A 25,050-nucleotide genomic window follows, 5' to 3' on the forward strand; every position below is an offset into this window, starting at 1 on the left:
GTGGCGAGCGGGTTTGCCCCGCGCTGGGCTGCGAAGCAGCCCCGTCAATCGGTGGTGAACCCGACGGGGGACAAGCCCCCTCACCACAGCAAGCCAGCTCCCACAGTTGATCTTCATAAGCCCTGCGCCTCTCATTCGGCTGAAGTAAGCCGGGATAAAACAATAAGAACTAAAGGTACTTTTTATGCCTAGCGAACCCACAGGGTCTTCCGTCGACTTTGAAAAAGTCGGTACCGAATACTTCCAACAACGCGAACTGAAAAAAGGCGCCGCCGGCTGGGTGCTGTTAGTTGGCCTCGGGGTTGCCTACGTGATCTCCGGCGACTACGCCGGCTGGAACTTCGGCCTGGCCCAGGGTGGCTGGGGCGGTATGTTCCTCGCCACACTGCTGATGGCCACCATGTACCTGTGCATGTGTTTCTCCCTGGCCGAACTCTCTTCCATGATTCCTACTGCCGGCGGCGGCTACGGCTTTGCCCGCAGCGCCTTCGGCCCTTGGGGCGGGTTCCTCACCGGCACCGCAATCCTGATCGAATACGCCATCGCCCCCGCCGCTATCGCGGTGTTTATCGGCGCCTACTGCGAGTCGCTGTTCGGCATCGGCGGCTGGATGATCTACCTGGCGTTCTACATCATCTTTATCGGCATCCACATCTTCGGCGTGGGTGAAGCGTTGAAGCTGATGTTTGTGATTACCGCTGTCGCCGCGATTGCCCTGGGCGTATTCCTGGTGGCGATGGTGCCGCACTTCAGTGTCGCCAACCTGCTGGACATTCCGGTGACCGAGGCCAAGGGCGCCAGCACCTTTCTGCCGTTCGGCTATGTGGGCGTATGGGCGGCGATTCCCTATGCCATCTGGTTCTTTTTGGCCGTCGAAGGCGTGCCGCTCGCCGCCGAAGAAACCAAGAACCCAAAACGCGACCTGCCGCGCGGCCTGATCGGCGCCATTGTGGTGCTGGCCAGCTTCGCCCTGCTGATTTTGGTGATCGCCCCGGGCGGCGCCGGTGCCTACGCGCTGATGGCCTCGGGCAATCCGCTGGTGGAGGCGTTGTCCAAGGCGTACGGCGGCTCCACGTGGATGGGCCACTTCGTCAACCTGGTGGGCCTGGCCGGCTTGATCGCGAGCTTTTTCTCGATCATCTATGCCTACTCCCGGCAGATCTTCGCCCTGTCCCGCGCGGGCTACCTGCCGCGCAAGCTGTCGCAGACCAACAAGAGCAAGGCGCCAGTATTGGCCCTGATCATTCCCGGGATCATCGGGTTTGGTCTGTCGCTGACCGGCCAGGGTGATTTGCTGATCCTGGTCGCCGTGTTCGGCGCGACCATTTCCTACGTGCTGATGATGGCCGCGCACATCACCTTGCGCATCCGCCGCCCCAAAATGGACCGCCCGTACCGCACACCGGGCGGCGTCTTCACCTCGGGTGTCGCGCTGGTGCTGGCCTGTATCGCCGTGGTGGCGGGCTTCCTGGTGGATCCGCGCGTGGTCATTGGCGCGGCGATCATCTATGGAGTATTAATTGCTTACTTTGCTTTCTACAGTCGGCATCACTTGGTAGCAGGCACGCCGGAAGAAGAATTTGCGGCGATCCAGGCCGCAGAGGCCGCCTTGCACTAAACGCCGTAAATCTCGGTGCGGGCGCTTTACTCACATGCTGCCCGCGCCGACAAGGAGACTCTGTATGGCAAGTTTTTCCCACGCGGTCGGCGCATTGACCTACCGCTTTGACAGCCTCAAGGACGTGATGGCCAAGGCCAGCCCGGCACGATCCGGGGATTTCCTGGCCGGCGTTGCGGCGCAGAACGACGGCGAGCGGGTGGCGGCGCAAATGGCGCTGGCGAATATTCCGTTGAAGCACTTTCTTGAGGAAGTGTTGATCCCGTACGAAAGCGACGAAGTCACCCGGCTGATCATCGATACCCACGATAAACAGGCGTTTTCCGTGGTCAGCCACCTGACCGTCGGCGGTCTGCGGGACTGGCTGCTCAGTGACGCGGCCGACGAGCAAAGCCTGCGCGCCCTGGCGCCCGGGCTGACGCCGGAAATGGCCGCCGCCGTGTCGAAGATCATGCGCGTGCAGGACCTGGTCCTGGTGGCGCAGAAGATCCGTGTCGTCACCAAGTTTCGCGGCACAATGGGTCTGCGCGGGCGCCTGTCCACCCGCCTGCAGCCCAACCACCCCACCGACGAACCCGCCGGCATCGCCGCAAGCATTCTCGACGGCCTGCTCTACGGCAATGGCGACGCCATGATCGGCATCAACCCGGCCACCGACAGCATCGCCTCGATCTGCGCCATGCTGGAAATGCTCGATGCGATCATCCAGCGCTACGAAATCCCGACCCAGGCCTGCGTGCTGACCCACGTCACCACCTCCATCGAGGCCATCAACCGCGGCGTGCCGCTGGACCTGGTGTTCCAGTCCATCGCCGGCACCGAAGCCGCCAACGCCAGTTTCGGCATCAGCCTGAGCGTGCTGCAGGAAGGCTACGACGCGGGCTTGAGCCTGAACCGCGGCACCCTCGGGCAAAACCTGATGTATTTCGAAACCGGCCAGGGCAGCGCCTTGTCGGCCAACGCGCATTTTGGCGTCGACCAGCAAACCTGCGAAACCCGCGCCTACGCGGTGGCCCGGCATTTCAAGCCGTTTCTGGTGAACACCGTGGTCGGCTTTATCGGCCCCGAGTACCTGTACAACGGCAAGCAGATCATCCGCGCCGGCCTCGAAGACCACTTCTGCGGCAAGCTGCTGGGCGTGCCGATGGGGTGCGACATTTGCTACACCAACCACGCCGAAGCCGACCAGGACGACATGGACACCCTGCTGACCCTGCTGGGTGTCGCCGGGATCAACTTCATCATGGGCATCCCGGGCTCCGACGACATCATGCTCAACTACCAGACCACCTCGTTCCACGACGCGCTCTACGCCCGACAAACATTGGGTTTAAAGCCGGCGCCGGAGTTTGAACAGTGGCTGGCAAAAATGGGCATCTTCACGCAAGTCGACGGCAAGGTGCACTTCGGCAACAGCCTGCCGTCGGCATTCCGCCACGCCCTGGCGCAACTGGGATGAAGAAGGAACCGCCTATGCACATCGACACCCCGGAGAACAACGTGGACAACCCGTGGCTGGAGCTGCGGCGCCTGACCCCGGCGCGGATCGCCCTGGGCCGTACCGGCACCAGCATCCCTACCGGCGCGCAGCTGGACTTTCAATTCGCCCATGCCCAGGCCCGGGACGCGGTACACCTGCCGTTTGATCATGTAGGGTTGAGCAGCCAATTGGCCGAACGTGGCCGCGACAGCCTGCTGCTGCACAGCGCCGCTGTGGACCGGCATAGCTACCTGCAACGCCCGGACCTGGGCCGACGCCTGAGCGATGAATCGGCCCAGGCCCTGCGGGATTACGCCGAAGCCAACCCGGGCGGCGTGGACCTGGCCGTGGTAGTGGCCGACGGCTTGTCGGCGCTGGCCGTGCATAAACATACGCTGGCGTTTCTTACACGTATGGAGGAACAAACCCACGCTGAAGGCTGGTCGCTGTCGCCGGTGATTCTGGTGGAGCAGGGCCGCGTGGCCGTCGCCGATGAAATCGGCCAGTTGCTGGGGGCGAAAATGGTGGTGATCCTGATCGGCGAACGGCCGGGGCTCAGTTCGCCGGACAGCCTGGGGCTGTACTTCACCTACAACCCCAGGGTCGGCCTCACCGACGCGTACCGCAACTGCATCTCCAATGTGCGCCTGGAAGGCTTGAGTTACGGCATGGCCGCGCATCGGCTGCTTTACTTGATGCGTGAGGCCTGTCGCCGGCAGCTGTCGGGGGTCAATCTCAAGGATGAAGCACAGATTCAGACACTTGAATCGGACGATCCCGACCTGATGAAAGGCAACTTCCTCCTCAGCCCACCGGAGGACTGATCCCTGCACGATTGCGCTTTTTCTGCGCTTTAGGCAGCATCAAGACACGGCCGCTCGAGTGGTCATACCCCATTGTAAGTTGAGGCCTGGCATGCGGATAACTCAAGCGACCCTGGAACACCTGGACCTGTTGACCCCGCTTTTCGTCAAATACCGCGAGTTTTACGGCGCATTGCCATTTCCTGATTCAAGCCGCGCGTTCCTCGAAAAACGCCTGCGCCGCAAGGAATCCGTGATCTACCTGGCACTTGCCGATGACGACGACAAAAAGCTGCTCGGCTTCTGCCAGCTGTATCCAAGTTTTTCCTCACTGTCCCTCAAACGCGTATGGATCCTCAACGACATCTACGTGGCCGAAGACGCTCGCCGCCAGCTGGTGGCCGACAACCTGATGCGTACCGCGAAGAAGATGGCCAAGGAAACTCACGCCGTGCGCCTGCGTGTATCCACCAGCAGCGACAATCAGGTGGCGCAGAAAACCTACGAATCCATCGGTTTCAAGGAAGACACCGAGTTTAAAAACTACGTGCTCCCGATCAGTGAAGACTGACAAAAATTATCCCTGTAGGAGCAAGCTTGCTCGCGAACATCGATAACGATGACGCATTCTTAGTGAATGAACGCGGTGTGCTGAGGTTTTTCGAGCACGCCCGCTCCTACGGCGACATTCCCCGCTACAAAACCAACACGCTTTTCACGACTCTATCCGTATAATGCGGACCTTTCAGGGTCGTAAGAAATACGCCACAACCTTGTAGTCTTATTACCCGAAGCCTCCGCACAGGCCCGCTGAGCCAGGCCATTCACACAGGTGCCCTCCATGGATTTCAACCCGCTCGACCTTATCCTGCATCTCGACGTGTACCTCGACATGCTGGTGAGAAACTACGGAGTGTGGATCTACGCCATTCTGTTCCTGGTTATCTTTTGCGAAACCGGCCTGGTGGTCATGCCCTTCCTGCCGGGTGATTCGTTGCTGTTTATCGCCGGCGCCATCGCCGCAGGTGGCGGCATGGACCCGGTATTGTTGGGCGGCTTGCTGATGCTCGCGGCCATCCTGGGTGACAGTACCAACTACGTAATCGGACGAACGGCCGGGGAACGCTTGTTCAGCAACCCCAACTCGAAAATCTTCCGCCGCGACTATCTGCAAAAAACCCACGACTTCTACGACAAGCACGGCGGCAAAACCGTAACCCTGGCGCGCTTCCTGCCGATCCTGCGGACCTTCGCACCGTTCGTTGCAGGCATCGCGAAAATGCCTTACCCGCGCTTCTTCGGTTTCAGCGTGTTCGGCACCATTTTGTGGGTGGGCGGCCTGGTGACCCTGGGCTACTTCTTCGGCAACGTGCCGTTCATCAAGAAAAACCTGTCGCTGCTGGTGGTGTTCATCATCCTGCTGTCGCTGGTACCGATGATCATCGGCGTGTTCCGCAGCCGCTTTGGCCGCAGCTCCTCCGAAGCCAAGCCGCAGTAACCGGCGATGTGGTCCCTCAGCGCCTGGCGTCGCCGGCGCCTGCTGGCCAGGCACCCGATTGCCGATGAAACGTGGCAGCGGGTGCGCCACCACCTGACCTTCCTCGACGGCATCACCGGCGAGCAAGACCAGTGGCTGCGGGAAGCCTGTGTGGTGTTCCTCGCCGAAAAGCACCTCACCGCCCTGCCCGGCGTCGAACTGCACCAGGAACAACGCCTGCTGCTCGCAGCCCAAGCGCAACTGCCGCTGATGAACCTTGGCGACCTCGACTGGTACCAGGGTTTCCACGAGATCGTGCTGTACCCCGACGACTTCCTCAGCCCCCAGCGTCATCGCGACGCCAGCGGCGTGGAACACGAGTGGGACGGCGAACACAGCGGCGAAGCCTGGCAACAGGGCCCCGTGATCCTCGCCTGGCCCGGCGTGCTGGCCAGCGGCAACTGGGAAGGCTACAACCTGGTCATCCACGAACTGGCCCACAAGCTGGACATGCTCAACGGCGACGCCAACGGCCTGCCACCGCTGCACAGCCACATGCGCGTGCAGGAATGGGCCAGCGTCATGCAAAGCGCCTTCGACGACCTCAACCGCCAGCTCGACCACAACCCGGACGCCGAAACCGCTATCGACCCCTACGCTGCGGAAAACCCGGCCGAGTTCTTCGCCGTCACCAGCGAGTACTTCTTCAGTGCCCCGGATTTGCTGGTCAGCAGCTATCCACAGGTGTACGAGCAACTGAGCCACTTCTACCGCCAGGATCCCCTGGCACGCTTGCATCTACTGCAGGCCGGCGACGTGCGGTATCAGACTGAACGCCAGGCGCCCTACGACGTCTGACGCATGGCATCGGCGTCAGAATATGCCTATAATCGCCGCCACTTTTAGGCCAATCCGGCCATGTTTCATGGCCAACTACGGGGGCAACGCCCAATGAGCTACAGCAAGATTCCGGCTGGCAAAGACCTGCCGAACGACATCTACGTCGCCATCGAGATTCCGGCCAACCACGCGCCGATCAAATACGAAATCGACAAAGACAGCGACTGCCTGTTCGTTGACCGTTTCATGGCCACCCCGATGTTCTACCCGGCCAACTACGGTTTCATCCCCAACACCCTGGCAGACGACGGTGACCCCCTCGACGTGCTGGTCGTGACCCCTTACCCGGTTACCCCAGGCTCGGTTATCCGCGCACGCCCGGTCGGCATCCTGAACATGACTGACGACGGCGGCGGCGATGCCAAAGTTATCGCAGTGCCACACGACAAGCTGTCCCAGCTGTATGTCGACGTGAAGGAATACACCGACCTGCCGCCACTGCTGCTGGAACAGATCAAACACTTCTTCGAGAACTACAAAGACCTCGAAAAAGGCAAATGGGTGAAGATCGAAGGCTGGGGCAATGCAGACGCCGCCCGCGCCGAGATCATGAAGTCGGTCGCTGCCTACAAAGGCTGATACCGCTACTCGTTAAAAAGAAGCCCCGATTAATCGGGGCTTTTTTTGTGGGAAAAATATAAACACTGAATGACTTGAATAAACACATCTACAGTAATCGTTTAACTAGTTTAGTTAACTAATTGAATCAGCCTACAATAAGGAAACACCTACATACAGCAACTCAACGCATGGTTTATTTGATCTGTTTTGACGGCCAGTAAACTCTGCGTTTATGAATACATCAGGTGATCGCTTAAGAGCGCTATTACGGGAAGTTCATCTTTCCGCTTCCGACTTCGCCAAGAACCGCGATGTTACGCCTCAACACGTAAACAACTGGTTCAAACGCGGCGTCCCCATGGGCCGACTCAACGAGTTCGCAGAACTGCTGTGCGTCACCAGCCGTTGGCTGCGCACCGGCGAGGGCCCCAAACATCCACCCGCCAACTACCTGCTGGAAGGAACCGATGCAGACAACTCCCACCGTATCGCCCGCGAGAGCACCGGCAACTACATCGCCCACCCCATCGCGGGTCCGGTAAAAATCGACGTGGAGATTCCCCTCCACCCCACCTTCACCTCAACCGAAAGCATCCGCCTCTCCCTGCACACCCTTGAAAGCATCGACGTAAGCCCGGAGCGGGCACTGGGTGCCTACATGGTCGGCAACAGCATGATCGACATCATCCAGGACGGAAGTACCCTTGCCATCGACTGCGGGCGCAAACAGATCATCGACGGCGAAATCTACGCGGTAGAGCACGACGGAATGTTGCGCATCAAATACCTCTACAACCGGCCAGGAGGCGGCCTGAGGATGCGTAGCCACAACAGCGCCGAGCATCCGGACGAGTTTTTGACCTATGAACAGCGCCACGAGCAGAACTTCGAAATTCTGGGTTGGGTGTTCTGGTGGGCGACCCTGAATAATCGCCGCCCGCCGGTGCCGTTGGATGCGCATTTATTGGGCTACGAAGGCTCTAAAACGGATCCGAAGCTGGGAAATTGAAGCGAATGTGGGTATTATGCGCCGCACATTTGGTAGGGGGCTGGCGTGAGCCGGTCCGCCCTGCCTGGCGATGCGGAGGAGTTCCCGCTGATGCCCCTTTATCACCTGGGTGTGAGTTCAGGTGAACGATTTGAAGGCTGGTGAGGTTTACCAAAAATAAGCTGAACCAGTCCCCGAGAAGCCGGCCACAAGCCGGCTTTTTAATGCCCGGAAGAAAGTCGGAGCGCGAAGTTACCTCACCTCGGCTGCAAACAATCCAGCGCTCGATCCACCACCACCTTCGACATTTCCACCAAATGCATCACCGCCCGCTGCGCGCCGTTCAGCGGCTCGGTCGACGCCTGGGCGGTCGCCACGGCGCAATGCAACAACTCGGCAGCGTGGGCCAAGGCGTCTTCGAAACTAAGGTCGTCATCAACGGTATACGGGTTGGGTGAAGGCGGTGCTTCAGGTGCCTTGAGGTAGTGATCGATCGCTCGGCGTGTGGCCTCACTGTCGTTGAGCAAGGCTTTATGGGACGTGGGTGGATCGGGGGTAACTTTGACCATGGTAGAACTCCAATCGAACGTTTGGAGCCACCACCTCTCGCGACTAAACGAAGGTGGCAGCTGTACGCAGGTTAGTCGACCGGTCGATTGGAAACCCGGCGCGCCCGAAAGCGCCCTGCGCACAGCCACCATAAAGTGCAGGCGAAAAACGGCCTGACTCATGAACTGATCGTGCGCCAATCGAATCCGGGCGACTAAACCCGATCACTGAATAGGCAGTGACGGAACGCAGACTAGTCGCGGGATTTTGCTGGCGCAAGCGCTTGGAATTCTCTAGGAAACGTCCTGCAAATGAAAGGGATGCGTCTTCCTGGCCATTCCCAATCACTGCAACATCTTGACTCTCCCCTTAAGGTCACACCTCACCCTGAAAGCCCTAGTTTCAGGACTCCACCGCCATGAGCCAACGCATCCTGGTCATCCTCGGCCACCCTTCCAGCACGAGCTTCTGTTGCGCCCTCACCGACACCTACATCACCCGCGCCAACACCGCCGGCCACGAAGTACGCGTCCTGCGCCTGGGCGACCTGACGTTCGACCCCATCCTGCACAACGGCTACAGCCAGGCCCAACCTCTTGAGCCAGACCTGCTCAACGCCCAATCCGACATCCTGTGGGCCAATCACCTGACGTTTGTTTTTCCCATCTGGTGGGGCGGTATTCCGGCATTGATGAAGGGTTTTATCGAGCGGATTTTCCTGTCCGGTTTCGCCTTCAAATACCGCAAGGGTAAGGCCTTCCCCGACAAACTCCTGAAGGGCCGAACCGCGCATTTGCTGGTGACCCTGGACACGCCGCCGTGGTATTACAGGTGGTTCTACCGCATGCCCGCGCTGCATCAGATGCGCAAGACGACGCTGGCGTTTTGTGGCATCCAGCCGATCAAGACGTTGCAGTTCGGACCGGTACTGGGCTCCACGCCACAGCAACGGGACCGATGGCTGCAACAGGCCGGCGCACTCTTTGGGAAAAGGACTTTTCATGTACATCGGCAAAGCCGCGCAGTTGTCGGGCACCACGATCAAGGCGATTCGTCACTATGAGGCGATTGGCCTGTTGCCGCCGCCACAACGGGAAGGTAAATATCGCATTTATTCCCCACAGAACGTCGAGCTGCTGAGTTTTATCAAATGCGCTCAACAGCTAGGGTTCAAGCTCAAGGAGTTGCAGGTGATTCTGCGAGGTTACCAAGGTGATGAGCTGCCCTGGCAGCGGGCGAATCGGGCCATTGAAGAGAAGAAACAACAGCTGGTCAATCAAATCGAGGCCCTGCAACGCGTGCATGCAGGCCTGGTTGAGTTTGAAGCAAGTCGCGAGGGTGTATCAGATTTTTGCCTGCCGGCTGATGGCGGCCCGCCGTAAGGCAGGCCGCCGGGATCAGGGGCGCGATGCCTTAACGCACCACCGTAAACTCCGCTTCGATCACCTCTCCCATTTCGCGCCATGCGTGAAACCGCTGACGCTGCTCTTTACGTTGAGCCACGTCGCGCTTCACGCCCTCTACCGTTGCTGTCAGTTCGACAAAGTCTGCAAAGAAGGTTTCGGTAAATTTCGGGCTGTTGATCAGCGCCAGTAATTCACTGCGCTGGGTCTCGAAGTTTTTCACCATCTGCTCGAGTGCTTCGCGAAAGGCCCGTTCGCGCTTGGCTTGCTCCCAGGTGTCCCAGGCTTCCATGGCCAGGCCGAACACCGCCAGTGCGCCATTGAGGCCCTTGGCAAGGTTGACGGCGCCCCACGGTTTGAATTTGAGCATTTTGCCCAAATCCAGGCCGACGATTTTGGCGGCACTGACCAGGCCATCCCGGGTGGCGAGAATGGTGCCATTATTGATCAGGTTACTTTTGAGTACGTAGTCCAGGCCTTGCTTGCCGAAGACTTTTACCGCGCTGTTGAAGTGATTGACCTCGGCGTCAAAGCCCACTTTCATCTTGCTGACTTCAAGGGTGACAGCCCTGAGCTGGCGCTCAAATTCGTTTTGCAGACGAGTGGTCACCATGACGCCTTCGCTGCCGACTTCACGCTCGAAAAAGTCAGAGAAGGTTTCCTGGCTGAGGCCCTTGGCTTGCAGGATCAGGTCGGCGAAGTACTCCCCCACAAACTGACGCAGGTTGCCACGCACGTCTCCAATTTGCGCGTCGGTAGAGGTCAATTGTTTTTCCAGGCGCAGGCTCATGGTGGTCAGCTTATCCACCTCCTCACCGATCTTTTCATCGTTCTGTACCGCGATGGGCAGTTGCTTGTCGAGTACGTCGCGGATGACGCTGTTCTTGGTCTCTTCCACGATTGCGACCGCACCGCCGTTGTCCTTTATCTTGCGCAACGTCGCTTCTTGCAATGTGCCGATGTGGGAAAGAACCTTGAACTCGTCCAGGTTGCCCAGCCAGTACTCGGTGCCTCGGTCAAACGGGTTGGCGGCCACGGCAATGACTGCCAGGGCATCGGCCTCGCTTGGCGTGAGGCTGATCAAGTCGCGCAGGCGCTCGGTGACATTGCGCTGCTTGATCTTGAGGTGGTCCTGATACTCCGGCTCGTCTTCCACATCCACCACTTCATCGAAGCGGCTGAGTACAAACACGGTACGTGGCAACAGGTTCAAGGTTCGGAACAGCCACGTCAGGTCGTCCTTGTGGCTTTCCTTGATCGGGTTGGTGGAGTTCATCACGTACAGCACCAGGTGCGCTTCGCTGACGTACTTCTTGGTGATGTCTTTGTACTTTTCGATAGCGTCGGTTTCAGCGTTGAACTGCTCTTTGAAACCGAATAAACCCGGGGTGTCGATCAACACAAACTCTGAACTGACGTCATACACTTTAACTTCGTTGGACGACTCCTGATGGCTGATGTTCATGCTGGACTTATCCAGCTTCTCCATCCAGGCCGCGGCAATGGAAGTCTTGCCTTCGGAAAAACCGCCCACCAAGGCGATTTTCAGTTTATCGCCAGCAACGCCCTCGATAGCCGTTTGCAACTTGGCCTTGAGGTTCTGATCGATCTGTACCCCAACGCTTTCGCCCTGCTGTAGGAAGGCCTGGAGCTTCTCCAGGATTGCCAGCGCCCGGGTCTGCTGCGCTTTGAATGCACCGAGTGTCTTTTCCATTATTTGGCACCTGCTAATTCGATTTTGGTAGACAGTTTGTTCAGCTCGGCGATGGACTTGATCAGCGTATTATTAATTTCGCTGACCTGGCGCACCGGCTCGGCCAGGGCGTCCTTGAGGCCTTCGACTTTCTTTTCCAGTTCAGGAAAGGCATCGGCCAGGCTCTCGTGCAGAGACTTGCGCAGTTGCGCAGTGATCTTGTCGAGGTTTTCGTCAACCGACTTACGCTGTTGAGCCATTTTGTAATCGCTGCTGAAAAAGCCGATGACTGCCTTGACTGCACCGAAAAACACTCCGGCGATGCCCAACGCCAGGATCACCCAGCCTGCCGGGTTCCAGAACAACAGCGCACCGCTGCCCAGGGTGATCAGCAAGTTCTTTACCTTGAGCCCATTGTCGATGTCGATCTTCAAGTCAAACTGGGTGTCCATCCGCCCTACCCGCACCTTTGCGTAAGCTTCCAGCAGCTCATTGGCATACTCCTGGAATCGCTCGATGACGTCGGCGATATCCGCCTGGAAGCGTTGCAGTTCAGCGTCCATTTTTTTCGGCAACTGCGTCTCAAGCGTGGCTTGGCCTTCTTGTATCAACGTTTCGAACGCGGCCTTGAAGCTGTCATTGCTGATGTCGCTTTCAATACGCTTGTAAAGGTGACGTCGAACCGTATTTTTAAAGGTGTTAATCGCTTGCTCACCCTGGGTTTCCAAGCGAGTTTTCAAACCCTTGAGGCTGATGTCCAATTGGTCGCAAGAGCCCTTTACGTCTTCTTTCAAACGGTCCCGCAAAGGCATGAAGGATTGAAGGCGCAAGGCGTCGAACTCGTCCTTGGCATTCATGACCACCCGATTGGCCTTATTGAAGTTGGAGCGCCGGATTTTGTGCTTGTAATCGCTGACCAGATCACCCGTCAGGACCTGATGAAAGTGCCGGATATTGGTTTTATTCAGCACTTCCTCCACCGTGAAGTTGGCGAGAAACTTGGCCTTGTTCTTGGCATGGGGAGAACCGGGCGGCAGGCAATCGGCAACGGCCAGGAACGCAGGCTGGGCACTCAGGGGAATGACCTTCTGGTAGTTATCACCCAGCTGCTCGCGCATTTTTGTGTTCAGGTCGTCCAGGCTGGCCAGCTCGTCTGCACTCACCAAATCGCCTTTTAGCAGCATCGGGTGAGTCACCCGTTTATTGAACAACGTCCAGACTTCAGTTTGCGCCCCCAGGTGTTCTTTGATTTTTTCCAGGGTGCCCTTGTTGGTACCCTCGCCCTTCTGTGGCGCGGCCGCTTTGCCTGTCACATAAAAAACCGCGTGGGCCTTGCGCACCGCCGACCAAATGCTGTCGATCACCTTCGCTTCCTTGCCCTCAATCCCCGGCACATCCAGCAAGACAAACTGTTGATCGCCAGCGCGAAACTCATAGCCTTGTGTATCGAGGGTGAAATCGGAACTGCCATTGCCGATGATCCCACCGTCGGCGAAGGCATTCAGCTGTTCCAGTTGCTGCTCCAGGCGGGCGCGCTCAAGCTCTGCCGCCGTTTTTAGTTGCAGAGCGTCAAGTTGCTGTTTCTTGAGGTGCTCCACAGCAGCGATGCCTTCAGCTTCTGCGGCATCAAGGGCCAGTGCGCTACGCACCTGCTGATGCTCTTCTGGCAGCTTGCGAAACGTATTCAGGAGCTTGTGCCACAGTGAAGCGTTTGCCTTCTTGTCTGCCACCTGCAGCTGCAGGCGAGAGACTTCATCCACAAGCACGCCACGACGGTCATCATGAAAGCGCACCAGTTCAGCGAGCTTCAGTTCAAGATCGGCCAGCAGCTGTTCGCCGTCCTGGCTCGACTGCAGTAACGCCGCGAAGTTTTCTTCAGTCAACCCGGCCTTCACTTGCAGGGCTTTGTACTGCGCCTGGGTTTCAACTTTACTGCGCTCTTCAAGCAAGATCCGCAGCGTTTCAATGATCGTCGACTTTCCGGCGTTGGTTTCACCGTAGAAAGCGATGGTGAACTTATCCCACTCGGCGCTCCCTTCCAACGCAGCAATGTGTTCATTGATTTGCGTCTGGAATTGCCCCAGCACTTCGCGAGTTCGGCTCTGAGCCTTGGACACTTGTTCATCCGTCGACGATGCTCCGAGCTTTTTTAAAATCTCATCGACTTCACGAGCCACGCTCGAATAAATGTGCTTCGGGGATGCCAAATCAATACTCATCAGAGCTCTCATCGTTTCATTGAAAGAATGTCGAATCTCGCGGTTGTAATCAGCTATTGATCAGTGAGGCGATCACAGGATTACCGCCCTGCAGTCTGGAAGAACAGGGCAACGGCGGAGTAAGTCAGAGGGTATGCAGACATGAGAAAACTCCTTCTTCCGGGGTCACGCTGTTTTCAGAATCCATCCAAGCGTCGAGGTGCGCCAACCCGGCCCACTGCCCTGCAAGGCACTGAGCGGTGCAAGCGCACGCGAATTTCGCCGGTGGATGCTACTTGAACAGGTGGCTATTAGCCATCCGACTAAGGCAGGGGCCGTATTCAGCGCTCTTTATTCCGCCGGCGTAGAGACCACCATCAGCGCCGCCACCCGCGCCCGCTCCGCCCGCTCCGCCCGCAACGCCCGCTTCAACTCACGGTTCTCCATCTCCCGAATCTTCGCCCAGCGTGTTGCGGTGCGACAGCCCATCACAAATTTCCAGATCTCCCGCAGCCGCAAATACTGCATCAGCAGCACCAGCAGAATCACACCGATCAACACCAGCGCACCTGTCGAAATCAACTCCGACATACCCATGTCCTGTTTCCTTTTCCAAGCTTCAGGCGATCCCGAAGACAGCCACACGATATGTAGCCTTTGATTACAGGTCCATACTGTGGACAGATACAGGTAAAGTAATGGCACACATGGGAGGGGTCATGAAACGCAAGCAATCCATTGAGCAAGTACGCTGGGACCTGGCACTTCGCTATCGCTTGATCGAGACCGTCGCCTGGTGGGAAGGGCGCCTGACCACGGGGCACTTGATCCAGAGCTTTGGCATCAGCCGGCAGCAGGCGTCGAAAGACATCAACACATACATCAACGAGCATGCGCCCCGAAACTTGACATATGACAAGCAGCTCAAGGGCTACGTCCCGAGCAAAGTGTTCAAGCCAAGGTTCATCGACGACAGCGCCAGTGCCTATTTGCACCTGTTGTACCAGAACAATGAACGGGCGCCGCACATTGAAGGGCTGGCGTTGGCCTATGCACATACCAAGGTGTTGGAGGTGCCTGACCGCAGCATTCGGCCGCAGATTTTGCGCCCGCTGCTCAAGGCCTGCCGCGAGGGGCTGCGCCTGGAAACCGAGTACGTTTCCCTGGCCAACCCGGAGCCGGAAATTCGCCTGATAGCGCCTCATACCCTGGTGTACACCGGCATGCGCTGGCATGTGCGCGCCTACTGCGAGAAGAACCGCAAGTACCGCGACTTTGTACTCAGCCGTCTGAGGGGCGAGCCGGAGTTGCTGGACAAGTCAGAAAACCTGATCGACGAGGACACGGTATGGGAGACCCCCGTGGACCTGATCATCGCCCCGGACCAGCGACTGTCGCCGACCCAGCGGGCGATCATCGAGACGGACTTCGGCATGGTCGACGGGCAGTTGGTAATCCCCAGTCGCCAGGCGTTGGTGAAATATGTCCTGCAGCGTTATCAGATCGATCCGAAGAACCTGGACCCTAAACCTGAAGCCCAGCAGATCGTGGTCAAGAACCTGCAAGAGCTGAAACCCTGGCTGTACGATTGATCAGCGCGGGTTCCTCCCCGGTGCAATGCCGGGGGGGGCTCGGTGGTCAATGAGACGAATCGCTGTCTTACGTAGTGCCGGGCGCCGGCTCGGCACGGAAAAAAACTCCCACCTTGTAAGCCCAATCTGATTTTCCGAACCATTCGTCCAGCCCCATTTTGCTGTTGCAGACTCCGACGCCTCGCCCTTGCAGAGACGTCACGGATGACTGCTTCTTCGTCCCACATTGCCCATATCGAACACGAACTGGATGGCTTTCATCGGAGCCTGGCGGTGTATCGCCAGCAGGTGGGCGCCTGGTATTCGCAGGCGCTGGACAAGGTCAGTCATGGGGCAGATTTGCCCTCATTGCTGGGGATGGATCGAATCATTCGGGTGGGAGATTCGAGCCAGTCGGTGAGCATGACCGATGACAATTTCTCGACGGTGGTGCGCTGTGAGGTCGGCGGCGTACTGGAGATCGAGAGCAAGTTCGAGTCAGTGTATGACGTGCCGCTGGGAGGTATTCCCGTTGAGGTGATTGGGCTGGATGACGGCAGTTCAACCGTGGTCATGCTCGATGAACAGGGGAAAGGCGCTCACCCCTGTGTGGCCGGCAGGCGTTACCGGGTACGGGTGCAGGGTGGGGTTTCGCTGGAGCAGGTCGAGGCGCTGTTTTCGTCTTACGACGGGTTGACCGCAGACCTGGAACGCTGGCTTCGCGAGCAATGGGACGGTTTCAGGCCGCACTGGGAAAGGTCCACGTCGAGCGCGATTGGCAACGGCTTGCTGGCGGGAAGCTGGGCGGCGATTACCGGCGTGTGGGACGCCATCAAACAGGTGCAGGAGATCTTCAAGGATCCCGGCAAGTTGTTTGAAAACCTGGGAGACAAAGCCCACGAGCTGATGGAACTGGCCCGCACTGCACCCAAGGTCATGGAACAGGCCATGTTGCTGGCCAGTGATGAGGCGGCGCTGTACCTGATGTTGCGCACGGCGATGATTTGGCTGTCTGCGTTGCCGCCGAGCGAGGTTGCCGGTAGTACCGCCGGGGCGGTGGCCGGGTTTGTGGTGTCGTTGCTGATCGATTTGTTGGTGGCAGCCTTGCTGACGGTGGTTTTGCCGGCAGCGGGCATCGCCTATTTGAGTTCGCGTGTACTCAGGTACGGCGCCCGGATTGTTGAGGCGGCCATTCAGTTTGTGAAGGGCATATTCAGCGTTCTTCAGAGTTTTATGGGGGCGGTGGGGCGTTATAAAACGGTAGCCGTTCGGGGCGCCGTTGAAGGGTTGAAAAAGGGTGGCGTGCAGATGCGCTGGGGGCCGCGTCAGAACAGCGTGATTCGAGAGAAGGCGCATGTAGATGATGCACCGGCTTCTGCGAAAAACCCTGGAGGAGATGCGGCCGCTCCCGCAGATAAGACCGCAACCAATGGCTGCCCGGTGTCGATGGTTACCGGTGAGGAACTGCTGACCCTCACGGACGGCTCGTTGGAGGGTGTGCTGCCATTTGCCTGGACGCGGTTGTATCGCAGCAGTGCGGTGGAGGTGGATTGCGGGCTGGGATTTGGCTGGAGTCATTCGCTGGCGCAGCGGTTGGTGGTTAGCGGTGAATCGGTGGTATGGACCGATCACGAGAACCGCAGCACCACCTTTCCCCTGCCCTCTGCTGCGCGACCGGCCATCACCAACAGCCTGGCGGAGGCGGCGATTTATCTGGGCGCTTTGCCGGATGAATTGGTGCTGGCTCAGGCCTCACTTTTCTACCACTTTCGCGACGGTGTGCTGACGTCGATCAGTGACGCGTACGACAACCGGCTGCGCATTTCCTGCGATTATTCAGGGCGCATTCAGCGGATCGATAACGGCGTTGGTCATGGATTGATGCTGCGGTATGACCGCGGGCATATCGTTGCGGTCGACTATCAGGTGCAGCGGGAGCTGGACTGGATTACCGAACAGAACGTTGTTTCCTACAAGTATGACGACGCTTGGCGGTTGATTGAGGCGACCAATGCTGTCGGCGAAAGCGAGCGTTATCGGTACGACGATCAGCAGGTGATCCTGGAGCGGGAACTGGCTGGTGGGGCGAGTTTCTTTTGGGAGTGGGAACGGTCTGGCAAGGCTGCAAGGTGTGTCCGGCACTGGGCCAGTTTCTCGCAGATGGACACGCGGTATGTGTGGGATGACAACAGCAGTGTCACCGTGCACAACGCCGATGGCAGCCAGGAAGTGTACGTGCACGACCAGCGCGCACGGCTGGTGCAACGGATTGATCCAGACGGCGCGCAGCACTTCAAATCTTACGATGAAAAAGGCCGGCTAACGGTCGAGCAGGATCCGCTGGGGGCGGTGACGGTGTATCAATACGACGAAGCCGGTCGGTTGATTGCGCTGTTTCCCTGTGACGATGCACCCACGTCCTACGAGCATGACAACGGTTTCGTACGGGTTGTACGCCGTGGTGACGCGGTGTGGAAATACCAGCGTAATGACCAGGGCGATATCACCCGCAAGACTGATCCGGACGGCAATTACACCGAATACACCTACACCAAACACGGAAAACTCTCCGGCGTCTGGTATCCGGACAACAGCAGCCAGCGGCTGACCTGGAACGAGCGTGGTCAGCTCACCGAGGAAAAACTGGCGAATGGCGGTGTGCGGCGTTATCGCTATGACGACCTGGGGCGGCAGGTTGCCTGCGAGGATGAGCATGGCGCACTGACCCAATACCAATGGGACGCTGTAGGTCGTTTGCTGAAGGTGATTCAGCCGGGCGGGGCCACTCGCGAATTCAACTACAACCCGTACGGAAAAATCACCGCCGAGCGCGATGAACTGGGTCGGGTTACGCGCTATGAGTACGCCGACGGTCTGCACCTGATCAGCCGGCGCATTAACCCCGACGGCACGCAGCTCAAATACCGTTACGACAATGTCCGGTTGCTACTGACCGAGATTGAAAACGAGGTTGGGGAAACCTATCGGCTCGACTATCACGCCAACGGCCTGATCCAGCAGGAAACCGGGTTTGATGGCCGCCGTACCGCCTACGTTTATGACCTCGCCGGGCACCTGCTGGAAAAGACCGAATACGGTGACGATGGCAGCCAGCTGGTTACCCGATATGAGCGCGATGTAGCCGGTCGCCTCGTAAGAAAAACCCTGCCCGACCGCAGCATGGTCGATTACACCTACGACCGCCTCGGAAACCTTCTCAGCGTCGACGACGGCCACTGGCCGCTGCATTACGAATACGACCTGCAAAACCGCCTCACCGCCGAACACCAAGGCTGGGGCACCCTGCGTTATGGCTACGACGAATGCGGCCAACTCGAAAAATTACGCCTTCCCGATAACAACCGCCTCACCTTCCATCACGACAAAGGCGGCGACCTCGCCACCGTCGAGCTGAATGGCAACCTGCTCACTTCGCACCTGTTCAAATCCGGTCGCGAACACCAGCGCCAGCAAGGCCAGCTCCTCAGCCACTATCACTACGACGACCAGGGCCGCCTGCACGCCCACGCCATCACCCAACAGGAACAACGCCACCAGCGCCGCCAGTACGACTACGACAAACGCGGCAACCTGACCCGCATCCTCGACACCCGCAAAGGCCAGCACGACTACCACTACGACCCGCTCGACCGCCTGACCCGCGCCAACCACTCGCACGACCGGCAGGAACGCTTCGTCCACGATCCTGCGGGCAACCTGCTGATGCAAGACCGCGTCGGCCCGAGCGTGATCAAAGGCAACCGCCTGTTGATGCAAGGCGACCGCCATTACGACTACGACGCCTTCGGCAACCTCCTACGGGAACGCCGGGGCCGTGCCCAGCAGTTGGTCACCGAGTACCGCTACGACTGCCAGCACCGACTAATTGCTGTCATCCAGCCGGACGGCACACAGGCCAGCTACCGCTACGATCCCTTCGGGCGGCGAATCGCCAAAACCCTAAAAGGCCAGACCACTGAATTCTTCTGGCAAGGCGACACCCTGATCGCCGAACACAGCGCCGACCACCACCAGAGCTACATTTACGAACCCAACAGTTTTCGCCCGTTAGCACTGCTGAAAGGCTACGGCCCGGAAGACGTAAAACCCTTCCACTACCAACTCGACCACCTTGGCACTCCGCAAGAACTCACCGCTCCCGACGGCGAAATCGTCTGGTCCGCGCATTACCGCGCCTACGGCCAAATCGCGAAGCTGGACGTCAACACGGTCACCAACCCGCTGCGCTTCCAGGGCCAATACCTGGACCCGGAAAGCGGGCTGCACTACAACCGCCATCGCTACTACAATCCGGACATTGGCCGCTACCTGACGCCCGACCCCGTGAAGCTGGCGGGCGGGCTGAACGGATACCAGTACGTGCCCAACCCGACGGGGTGGGTGGATCCGCTGGGGCTGAATACCTGTCCGGGTGCGAATGGTTGTAAACCGGACGTCCGGGTCGCAAATCCAGCAAACAGTGCAAGCGTCAATCACAGCTCCCCACGCGCGCCAAGCGCAGCCGTAAAAAAAGAACAAACTGTCAGGGTTAGGCACTACACCAACAGAAAAGGATTAACCGGAATAGAACAAGCAGGAGAGATTTTCGCGCATGACAACAACCGTGTTTACATGGAACCAGCAAAAAATAAGGTTCTAAGTGCTGCCGACGTTCAAGACCGCTATCAGGTTGACTTGAGTCGAGGACGAGACTATGTAGAAACAGATGTTCCGAAACACATGCTGGAGTGGCTGAAAAATCCGCGCTATGGTTCCTTGGAGCTAACCGTCGAAGGCAACCTAAAATTAATCAACCCTAATTTTGTAAAGAGAAAATAATATGTTAAAACAAAACAAAGAAATAACCATATCTGGAGAAAACGCTTTAGAAGCATTAAAAGAAATCGAATTCATGCTAGTTTCATTGCGAAAAATGGGAACATACTATATTGGAAAGCCGCAAAATGAATACCAAGATGCCACCACTAAATTCATAGACAACTTCGGCATCACTGGCCGACTGGCAAAGGTTCGAAGGTTAATATGCGAAGGCTTTGATACCACTTTGGGGGAAGACGACATGGATGACTTGGAACGTCATATGCAAGACCTTGAGTTCTGGAAGCCGACCGATGAAACCCTGAATAAGTGACAGTTTTACTTATAAAAAACCTCACACTACATCTGGTATAGCTGACACTCAACAAGCATAAAGCACTATCAAATAAAAATAGTCAATGGAAAAAACTCTAGTAAAAATAACTAATGTAGTTTCGAAAAGTGATGTTTTAGAGGTTAGTTTTCACTTACTTGTCGGCAACGGGGTAGCCTTATGGGCGGGAACGTGTTCAGAAATCGGAAAAGAATGCGAGGTTGAGGTTAGTCTGGATGATATTTTTTACTGGGGCAAAAATATCAAACCATCGTCCAAAAACGTTGATCGGATTTACTCAGCAGCGGGTAGAACATACCTTACTGAAATCGATAAGGTACCGGCCCAAAAGCCAGGCTATGTGGATTTAATAACAACCCAAATCCACCTTTACCCAACAAACGTTTAACCAAAACAAGGACTTCCCGGCAAGGTGGCATTATCAATAAGAAGCACCTTCTTGCGACAAATTCTCATCCCCTCTACCATCCCCACCTCAACCACTCCCCCAAAAGCGCCGCCCCGCCATGCCCGACTCCCCTGGCAACCGCAACCTCGGCCCGCTCTACCGCCGTCATCGCGGCGAACTCCTGGCCTACCTCACGCGCCGGGTGAACTGCCGCGAAACCGCCAACGACCTTTTGCAAGACGCCTTCATCCGCCTGATGAACAGCGAAGTCGCCAAGATCGGCAACGTGCGCGCGTTCCTCTACCGTATCGCCAATAACCTGAGCATCGACCACGCCCGGCGCAACCGCGTACGCGGCGTCAACGATGACCACGAACTGCAAACGCTCACCGGCGATGCCGACCCGCAAAGCAGTGCGATTGCCGGCAATACCCTGGAACACCTGCAACGCCTGATCGACGGCTTGCTCTCACCCACTCGTGAAGTGTTTCTGCTGGCTCGGGTGGAGCAATTGAGCTACAAGGAGATTGCCGTCCGTCTGAATATTGATGCCCGGGCGGTGGAGCGGCATTTGAACAAGGCCATGGCCCATTGCACCGCAGCCCTGCACGCAACCGAGTCCCGATGAACGATCAGCCACCCCCTTCGCCGTCCGAACGTGACCAGCAAGCCCTGGACTGGTTTACCCGCCTGCGTGGGGAAAACGTGACGTTTCAAGAACTCAACGCGTTTGCGCAGTGGCGCGAAGACCCGCTGAATGCCCACGCCTACCAAAACGCCGAGACGCTCTGGCAATTGCTGGAGCGCCCCGCGCGGGCAGTCCGCCATCAGGACCGCCGTCGGCCGCCAGCCCGACGCTGGACCTACGCCGCCGCTGCCTGCCTGGTACTCGCCGCCGGGGCGATATCCCTAGGCACGCCACCAATCAGCAGTTGGGGCAGTGACTACACCACCGCTACCGGGCAGCAGCAGGACATCACCCTGGCCGACGGTTCACACCTGCACCTGGACAGCGACAGCGCGCTCGATATCGACCTTACCTCCGATGAGCGCCGGGTGAACCTGCATCGCGGCCGGGTGTATCTGCAGGTCAGCCACGATGGTCGACCGTTTGTGGTGCAAGCCGGTAACACGCGGGTTCGGGTGCTGGGCACCGAGTTTTCCGTCGCGCATAACGACAAGACCGACGAAATCATTCTGTTACGCGGCAGTGTTGAAGTGGCCGCAGCCGGTGAGCATCAACAACTGCACCCCGGCGAACAGTTGCGTGTGGTGAGCGGGCACGTGCAAGCACCGCAAGCCGTGGACGCCGAACGCTTGCTGGCCTGGCGCGAAGGCCAGCTACGTGTGCGGGACGCTCCCTTGCGCGAGGTGCTTGAGGAGTTGGTGCGCTATCAAGGCGGCCACGTGATCTGGCTCGACGATAAAGTCGGGCAACGCACCATCAGCGCCAGCTTCAACCTGAATCAGATAGACAGCGCCCTGGATGCCCTGATCAACAGCCAGAAACTGCGCACCACCGCCCTCACCCGTCGCGTCCTGATCGTGCGGGGCTGACGCTGCAGTAAAATTATTTTCAGCGACCAAGGTAATTTCCATTTCTGCTGCGTCTTACCCCGCACTTAGGAAGCATTATCATTTGTATCTCGGGGGAGGACGTATGCCATATTCACCATTCACAGGGTTCAAACGCTTGCCGCTGGCCATCGCGTTGTTGGGCGCCGGCGCGTTGCAGCCGATTGCCGTGGCACAGGCGGTGGAGGCAAAAACCACTGAGGCAAACGCGCAGCGTTTCAACTTCGATATCGCCGCCCAGACGCTGGCCGACGCGCTTGACCAGTTTGCCCTGCAAAGCGGCTATCAAGTGCTCTACGACGCAGGGCAAGCCAAAGGCCTGCGCTCCGCCGAGTTGCATGGCCAACTGACGGCGCAGCAAGCACTGAACGTGCTGACTCGTGGCACCCAGGCGGTTTACACGCAGCCCAACGCCAGCAGCTTTGTCATCGACATCCCGGCGTCCACCGGGAGCCCCCTGCAACTCTCTCCCGTGAGTATTTCCGGCAAGGCGCCTGGGTCCACCACCGAACACACCGGTTCCTACACGACGCAATCCTCCAGCAGCTCGACCCGGCTGAATATTCCTCTCAAGGAAACGCCGCAATCCGTCACCGTGATTACCCAGCAGCGCATGGAAGACCAGCGGCTTTCCAACCTGACTGACGCCCTGGAAGCCACCTCCGGCATCACCGTGGTTCGCGAAGGCCTGGGGGCGGACTCCGACGCGTACTACTCCCGCGGTTTCCAGATCAATAACTATGAAATCGATGGCGTGCCGACCTCATCGAAGATGGACAACTACACGCAAAACACTGCCATGTATGACCGGGTCGAGGTGGTGCGCGGCGCGACCGGCCTGATCAGCGGCATGGGCCAGCCCTCCGCTACCATCAACCTGATCCGCAAACGCCCAACGGACACTGCGCAAGCGACGATTCGCGGCGAAGCCGGCAGTTGGGACCGCTATGGCACATCGGTGGATGTCTCCGGGCCGCTGACCGATACCGGCAATATCCGTGGCCGCCTGGTGCTGGACTACAAGAACCAGCACAGTTGGGTCGACCGCTACAAACAAGACTCTGACCTGGTCTACGGCATCACCGAGTTCGACCTCAGCGAAAGCACGCTGCTGACCGCCGGCTTCAGCTACTTGACCGTGCATACCGACGCACCACCGCGTAGTGGTTTCCCACTGTTCTACGGTGATGGCCAACGCAGCACCAATGGCCAGCGGACCGATTTCAAGCGCTCCTATAACACCGCCACGAATTGGTCCTTTTACGATCACGACCAGAGCAGTTTCTTCACGTCCCTGGAACAGCAGTTCGATAACGGCTGGAGCGCCAAGGTCGAATTCAGCCATACCGAAAACAAATACGACTCGACCATCGACTACCTCTCCGGCCCCATCGACCAAACCACCGGCCTGGGCGGCGTGGTGGTACCGAACAAGTTCAAGGGCAACCCCAAGCAAAACGCCATTGATGCCTACGTCACCGGCCCGTTCGAACTCTTCGGCCGCGAGCATGAGCTGATCGCAGGCATCAACCTGTCACAGATCCGCAATACCAACGCACCGGATTACGGCGGCTGGATGCGCGGCTGGACCGGCTACGAAGGTGCCGTCGGCCCGATCTATGACTGGAACGGCAGCTCCAACACACCGAACTTCGTGAAGAAAGGCGAACAGGACTTCAAAGAAAATCAATACGCCGGCTACATCACCTCGCGCTGGCACCTCAACGACGACACCAGCCTGATTCTGGGCAGCCGCGTGATCGACTGGAAGCAAACCGACGAAACCCGCTACACCGACCCCGATTACACCGACATCAGCATCAAGCGCAAAGAAAACGGCGTGGTCATCCCCTACGCGGGCATCGTTTACGACCTGAGCGAGGTGTGGGCGGTGTACGCCAGCTACACCAAGATCTTCAACCCGCAAAGCGAACAGACCGTCACCGGCTCCTATCTGGAACCTTTGGAGGGCACGGGCTACGAGCTTGGGGTCAAGGCCAGCCTTAATGACGACAAGCTGAACGCCAGCCTGGCGTTGTTCAAGCTTGAACAGGACAACCTGCCACAAGCCGACATCGGCGCCCTGACGCCTGCGGGCTGGCAGGCCTACACCGCCGCCCAAGGCACCACCACTGAAGGCGTGGAGCTGGAACTCAACGGCGAACTGGCCCAGGACTGGAATATTGCCGGGGGCTACACCTACAGCGTCAGCCGTAACGCCGATGATCAGCGGATTTCTGCGCAGATCCCGCGCCACAGCCTGAAGATGTTCACCACCTATCGCCTGTCTGGCCCGCTGGACAAGTTGACCGTGGGCGGCGGTTTCAATTGGCAGAGCAAGACCGGCTTTGACCTGCGCTACTACACCCAGGAAAGTTACGCCGTGGCCAACCTGATGGCGCGCTATGAGATCACCAAAAACCTGTCGGCCACGGTCAACCTGAACAATGTGTTCGACAAGGAATACTTCACGACCACCAGCGCCGGCGTCTACGGCGCCCCGCGCAACCTGATGACCGGCTTCAAGTACGACTTCTGATCGACGGTGAGCCGAATAGCCTGGCTAATCGGCTCATTCAATGAGCCGAACAAGCCCGTTATCCGGCTCACACACACCCGCAAATCCCCCCGCTCATTTGCCCCAATCCCCCTTGTCTGCTAGTGTCGCGCCGG

General features: G+C 58.2%; 21 protein-coding genes. 17 read left to right on the forward strand and 4 right to left on the reverse strand.

The window, feature by feature from the left end:
- The first annotated feature begins 184 nt into the window (after positions 1 to 184).
- From eat to RGV33_RS28875, 8 genes are all read left to right on the forward strand, one after another.
- Complete coding sequence (gene eat, locus RGV33_RS28840) at positions 185 to 1,618, forward strand: ethanolamine permease (protein WP_322147731.1); 1,434 nt, start codon at positions 185 to 187, stop codon at positions 1,616 to 1,618.
- Between the two features lie 64 nt (positions 1,619 to 1,682).
- Positions 1,683 to 3,077 (forward strand): ethanolamine ammonia-lyase subunit EutB, encoded by a 1,395-nt coding sequence (locus RGV33_RS28845; protein WP_322147732.1) that lies wholly within the window; start codon positions 1,683 to 1,685, stop codon positions 3,075 to 3,077.
- A gap of 14 nt (positions 3,078 to 3,091) precedes the next feature.
- Positions 3,092 to 3,922 carry an ethanolamine ammonia-lyase subunit EutC gene (eutC, locus tag RGV33_RS28850; protein WP_416152095.1) on the forward strand — a complete coding sequence of 277 codons (831 nt, stop codon included), beginning with the start codon at positions 3,092 to 3,094 and terminating at the stop codon, positions 3,920 to 3,922.
- Positions 3,923 to 4,013: 91 nt separating this feature from the next.
- The gene (locus RGV33_RS28855; protein ID WP_322147735.1) at positions 4,014 to 4,472 is read left to right on the forward strand and encodes a GNAT family N-acetyltransferase; all 459 of its coding nucleotides are present in this window, start codon (positions 4,014 to 4,016) and stop codon (positions 4,470 to 4,472) included.
- Positions 4,473 to 4,742: 270 nt separating this feature from the next.
- Positions 4,743 to 5,399: a DedA family protein gene (locus tag RGV33_RS28860; RefSeq protein ID WP_076014107.1), complete on the forward strand. Its 657-nt coding sequence runs from the start codon at positions 4,743 to 4,745 to the stop codon at positions 5,397 to 5,399.
- A 6-nt stretch (positions 5,400 to 5,405) separates the two neighbouring features.
- The gene (locus RGV33_RS28865; RefSeq protein WP_322147736.1) at positions 5,406 to 6,236 is read left to right on the forward strand and encodes a M90 family metallopeptidase; all 831 of its coding nucleotides are present in this window, start codon (positions 5,406 to 5,408) and stop codon (positions 6,234 to 6,236) included.
- Between the two features lie 93 nt (positions 6,237 to 6,329).
- Complete coding sequence (ppa, locus tag RGV33_RS28870) at positions 6,330 to 6,857, forward strand: inorganic diphosphatase (RefSeq protein WP_003237090.1); 528 nt, start codon at positions 6,330 to 6,332, stop codon at positions 6,855 to 6,857.
- A 214-nt stretch (positions 6,858 to 7,071) separates the two neighbouring features.
- Positions 7,072 to 7,848 (forward strand): LexA family transcriptional regulator, encoded by a 777-nt coding sequence (locus RGV33_RS28875; RefSeq protein WP_322147738.1) that lies wholly within the window; start codon positions 7,072 to 7,074, stop codon positions 7,846 to 7,848.
- Positions 7,849 to 8,084: 236 nt separating this feature from the next.
- Here the strand turns inward: RGV33_RS28875 and RGV33_RS28880 are convergent, their stop codons facing one another.
- Complete coding sequence (locus RGV33_RS28880; protein ID WP_322147739.1) at positions 8,085 to 8,396, reverse strand: DUF6124 family protein; 312 nt, start codon at positions 8,394 to 8,396, stop codon at positions 8,085 to 8,087.
- A 398-nt stretch (positions 8,397 to 8,794) separates the two neighbouring features.
- Here RGV33_RS28880 and RGV33_RS28885 point away from each other — a divergent pair, with 398 nt between their 5' ends.
- Together RGV33_RS28885 and RGV33_RS28890 are read left to right on the forward strand one after the other, a co-directional pair.
- The gene (locus RGV33_RS28885; RefSeq protein ID WP_322147741.1) at positions 8,795 to 9,439 is read left to right on the forward strand and encodes an NAD(P)H-dependent oxidoreductase; all 645 of its coding nucleotides are present in this window, start codon (positions 8,795 to 8,797) and stop codon (positions 9,437 to 9,439) included.
- Positions 9,378 to 9,758 (forward strand): MerR family transcriptional regulator, encoded by a 381-nt coding sequence (locus RGV33_RS28890; RefSeq protein WP_322147742.1) that lies wholly within the window; start codon positions 9,378 to 9,380, stop codon positions 9,756 to 9,758. The genes RGV33_RS28885 and RGV33_RS28890 overlap by 62 nt, the downstream gene beginning before the upstream one ends.
- A gap of 31 nt (positions 9,759 to 9,789) precedes the next feature.
- On the opposite strand, the gene RGV33_RS28895 is transcribed toward RGV33_RS28890, so the two are convergent.
- From RGV33_RS28895 to RGV33_RS28905, 3 genes are all read right to left on the reverse strand, one after another.
- Positions 9,790 to 11,493 (reverse strand): LeoA/HP0731 family dynamin-like GTPase, encoded by a 1,704-nt coding sequence (locus RGV33_RS28895; protein ID WP_322147743.1) that lies wholly within the window; start codon positions 11,491 to 11,493, stop codon positions 9,790 to 9,792.
- Positions 11,493 to 13,589, reverse strand: coding sequence for a hypothetical protein (locus RGV33_RS28900; RefSeq protein ID WP_322147744.1), 2,097 nt, complete (start codon positions 13,587 to 13,589; stop codon positions 11,493 to 11,495). The genes RGV33_RS28895 and RGV33_RS28900 overlap by 1 nt, the downstream gene beginning before the upstream one ends.
- Before the next feature lie 432 nt (positions 13,590 to 14,021).
- A complete protein-coding gene (locus RGV33_RS28905) occupies positions 14,022 to 14,267 on the reverse strand; it encodes a hypothetical protein (RefSeq protein ID WP_322147745.1) in 246 nt (81 codons plus the stop codon).
- Positions 14,268 to 14,389: 122 nt separating this feature from the next.
- Here RGV33_RS28905 and RGV33_RS28910 point away from each other — a divergent pair, with 122 nt between their 5' ends.
- The 7 genes from RGV33_RS28910 to RGV33_RS28940 all read left to right on the forward strand — a co-directional run bounded on the left by RGV33_RS28910 (position 14,390) and on the right by RGV33_RS28940 (position 24,916).
- Complete coding sequence (locus tag RGV33_RS28910; protein WP_322147746.1) at positions 14,390 to 15,262, forward strand: WYL domain-containing protein; 873 nt, start codon at positions 14,390 to 14,392, stop codon at positions 15,260 to 15,262.
- A 204-nt stretch (positions 15,263 to 15,466) separates the two neighbouring features.
- Positions 15,467 to 20,080: an RHS repeat-associated core domain-containing protein gene (locus RGV33_RS28915; RefSeq protein WP_322147747.1), complete on the forward strand. Its 4,614-nt coding sequence runs from the start codon at positions 15,467 to 15,469 to the stop codon at positions 20,078 to 20,080.
- 1 nt (position 20,081) lies between these two features.
- Positions 20,082 to 20,393, forward strand: a complete 312-nt coding sequence (locus RGV33_RS28920; RefSeq protein ID WP_322147748.1) for a hypothetical protein — start codon at positions 20,082 to 20,084, stop codon at positions 20,391 to 20,393.
- 85 nt (positions 20,394 to 20,478) lie between these two features.
- Positions 20,479 to 20,802 carry a hypothetical protein gene (locus RGV33_RS28925; RefSeq protein ID WP_322147749.1) on the forward strand — a complete coding sequence of 108 codons (324 nt, stop codon included), beginning with the start codon at positions 20,479 to 20,481 and terminating at the stop codon, positions 20,800 to 20,802.
- A 118-nt stretch (positions 20,803 to 20,920) separates the two neighbouring features.
- Positions 20,921 to 21,430 carry an RNA polymerase sigma factor gene (locus RGV33_RS28930; protein ID WP_322147750.1) on the forward strand — a complete coding sequence of 170 codons (510 nt, stop codon included), beginning with the start codon at positions 20,921 to 20,923 and terminating at the stop codon, positions 21,428 to 21,430.
- On the forward strand, positions 21,427 to 22,359 hold the full coding sequence (locus RGV33_RS28935) for a FecR family protein (protein WP_322147751.1): 933 nt from the start codon (positions 21,427 to 21,429) through the stop codon (positions 22,357 to 22,359). Before RGV33_RS28930 ends, RGV33_RS28935 begins: the two co-directional genes overlap by 4 nt.
- A 103-nt stretch (positions 22,360 to 22,462) precedes the next feature.
- Complete coding sequence (locus RGV33_RS28940) at positions 22,463 to 24,916, forward strand: TonB-dependent siderophore receptor (protein WP_322147752.1); 2,454 nt, start codon at positions 22,463 to 22,465, stop codon at positions 24,914 to 24,916.
- Positions 24,917 to 25,050 lie beyond the last annotated feature (134 nt).

It is taken from the genome of Pseudomonas sp. Bout1 (genome assembly GCF_034314165.1).
Lineage (GTDB): Bacteria > Pseudomonadota > Gammaproteobacteria > Pseudomonadales > Pseudomonadaceae > Aquipseudomonas.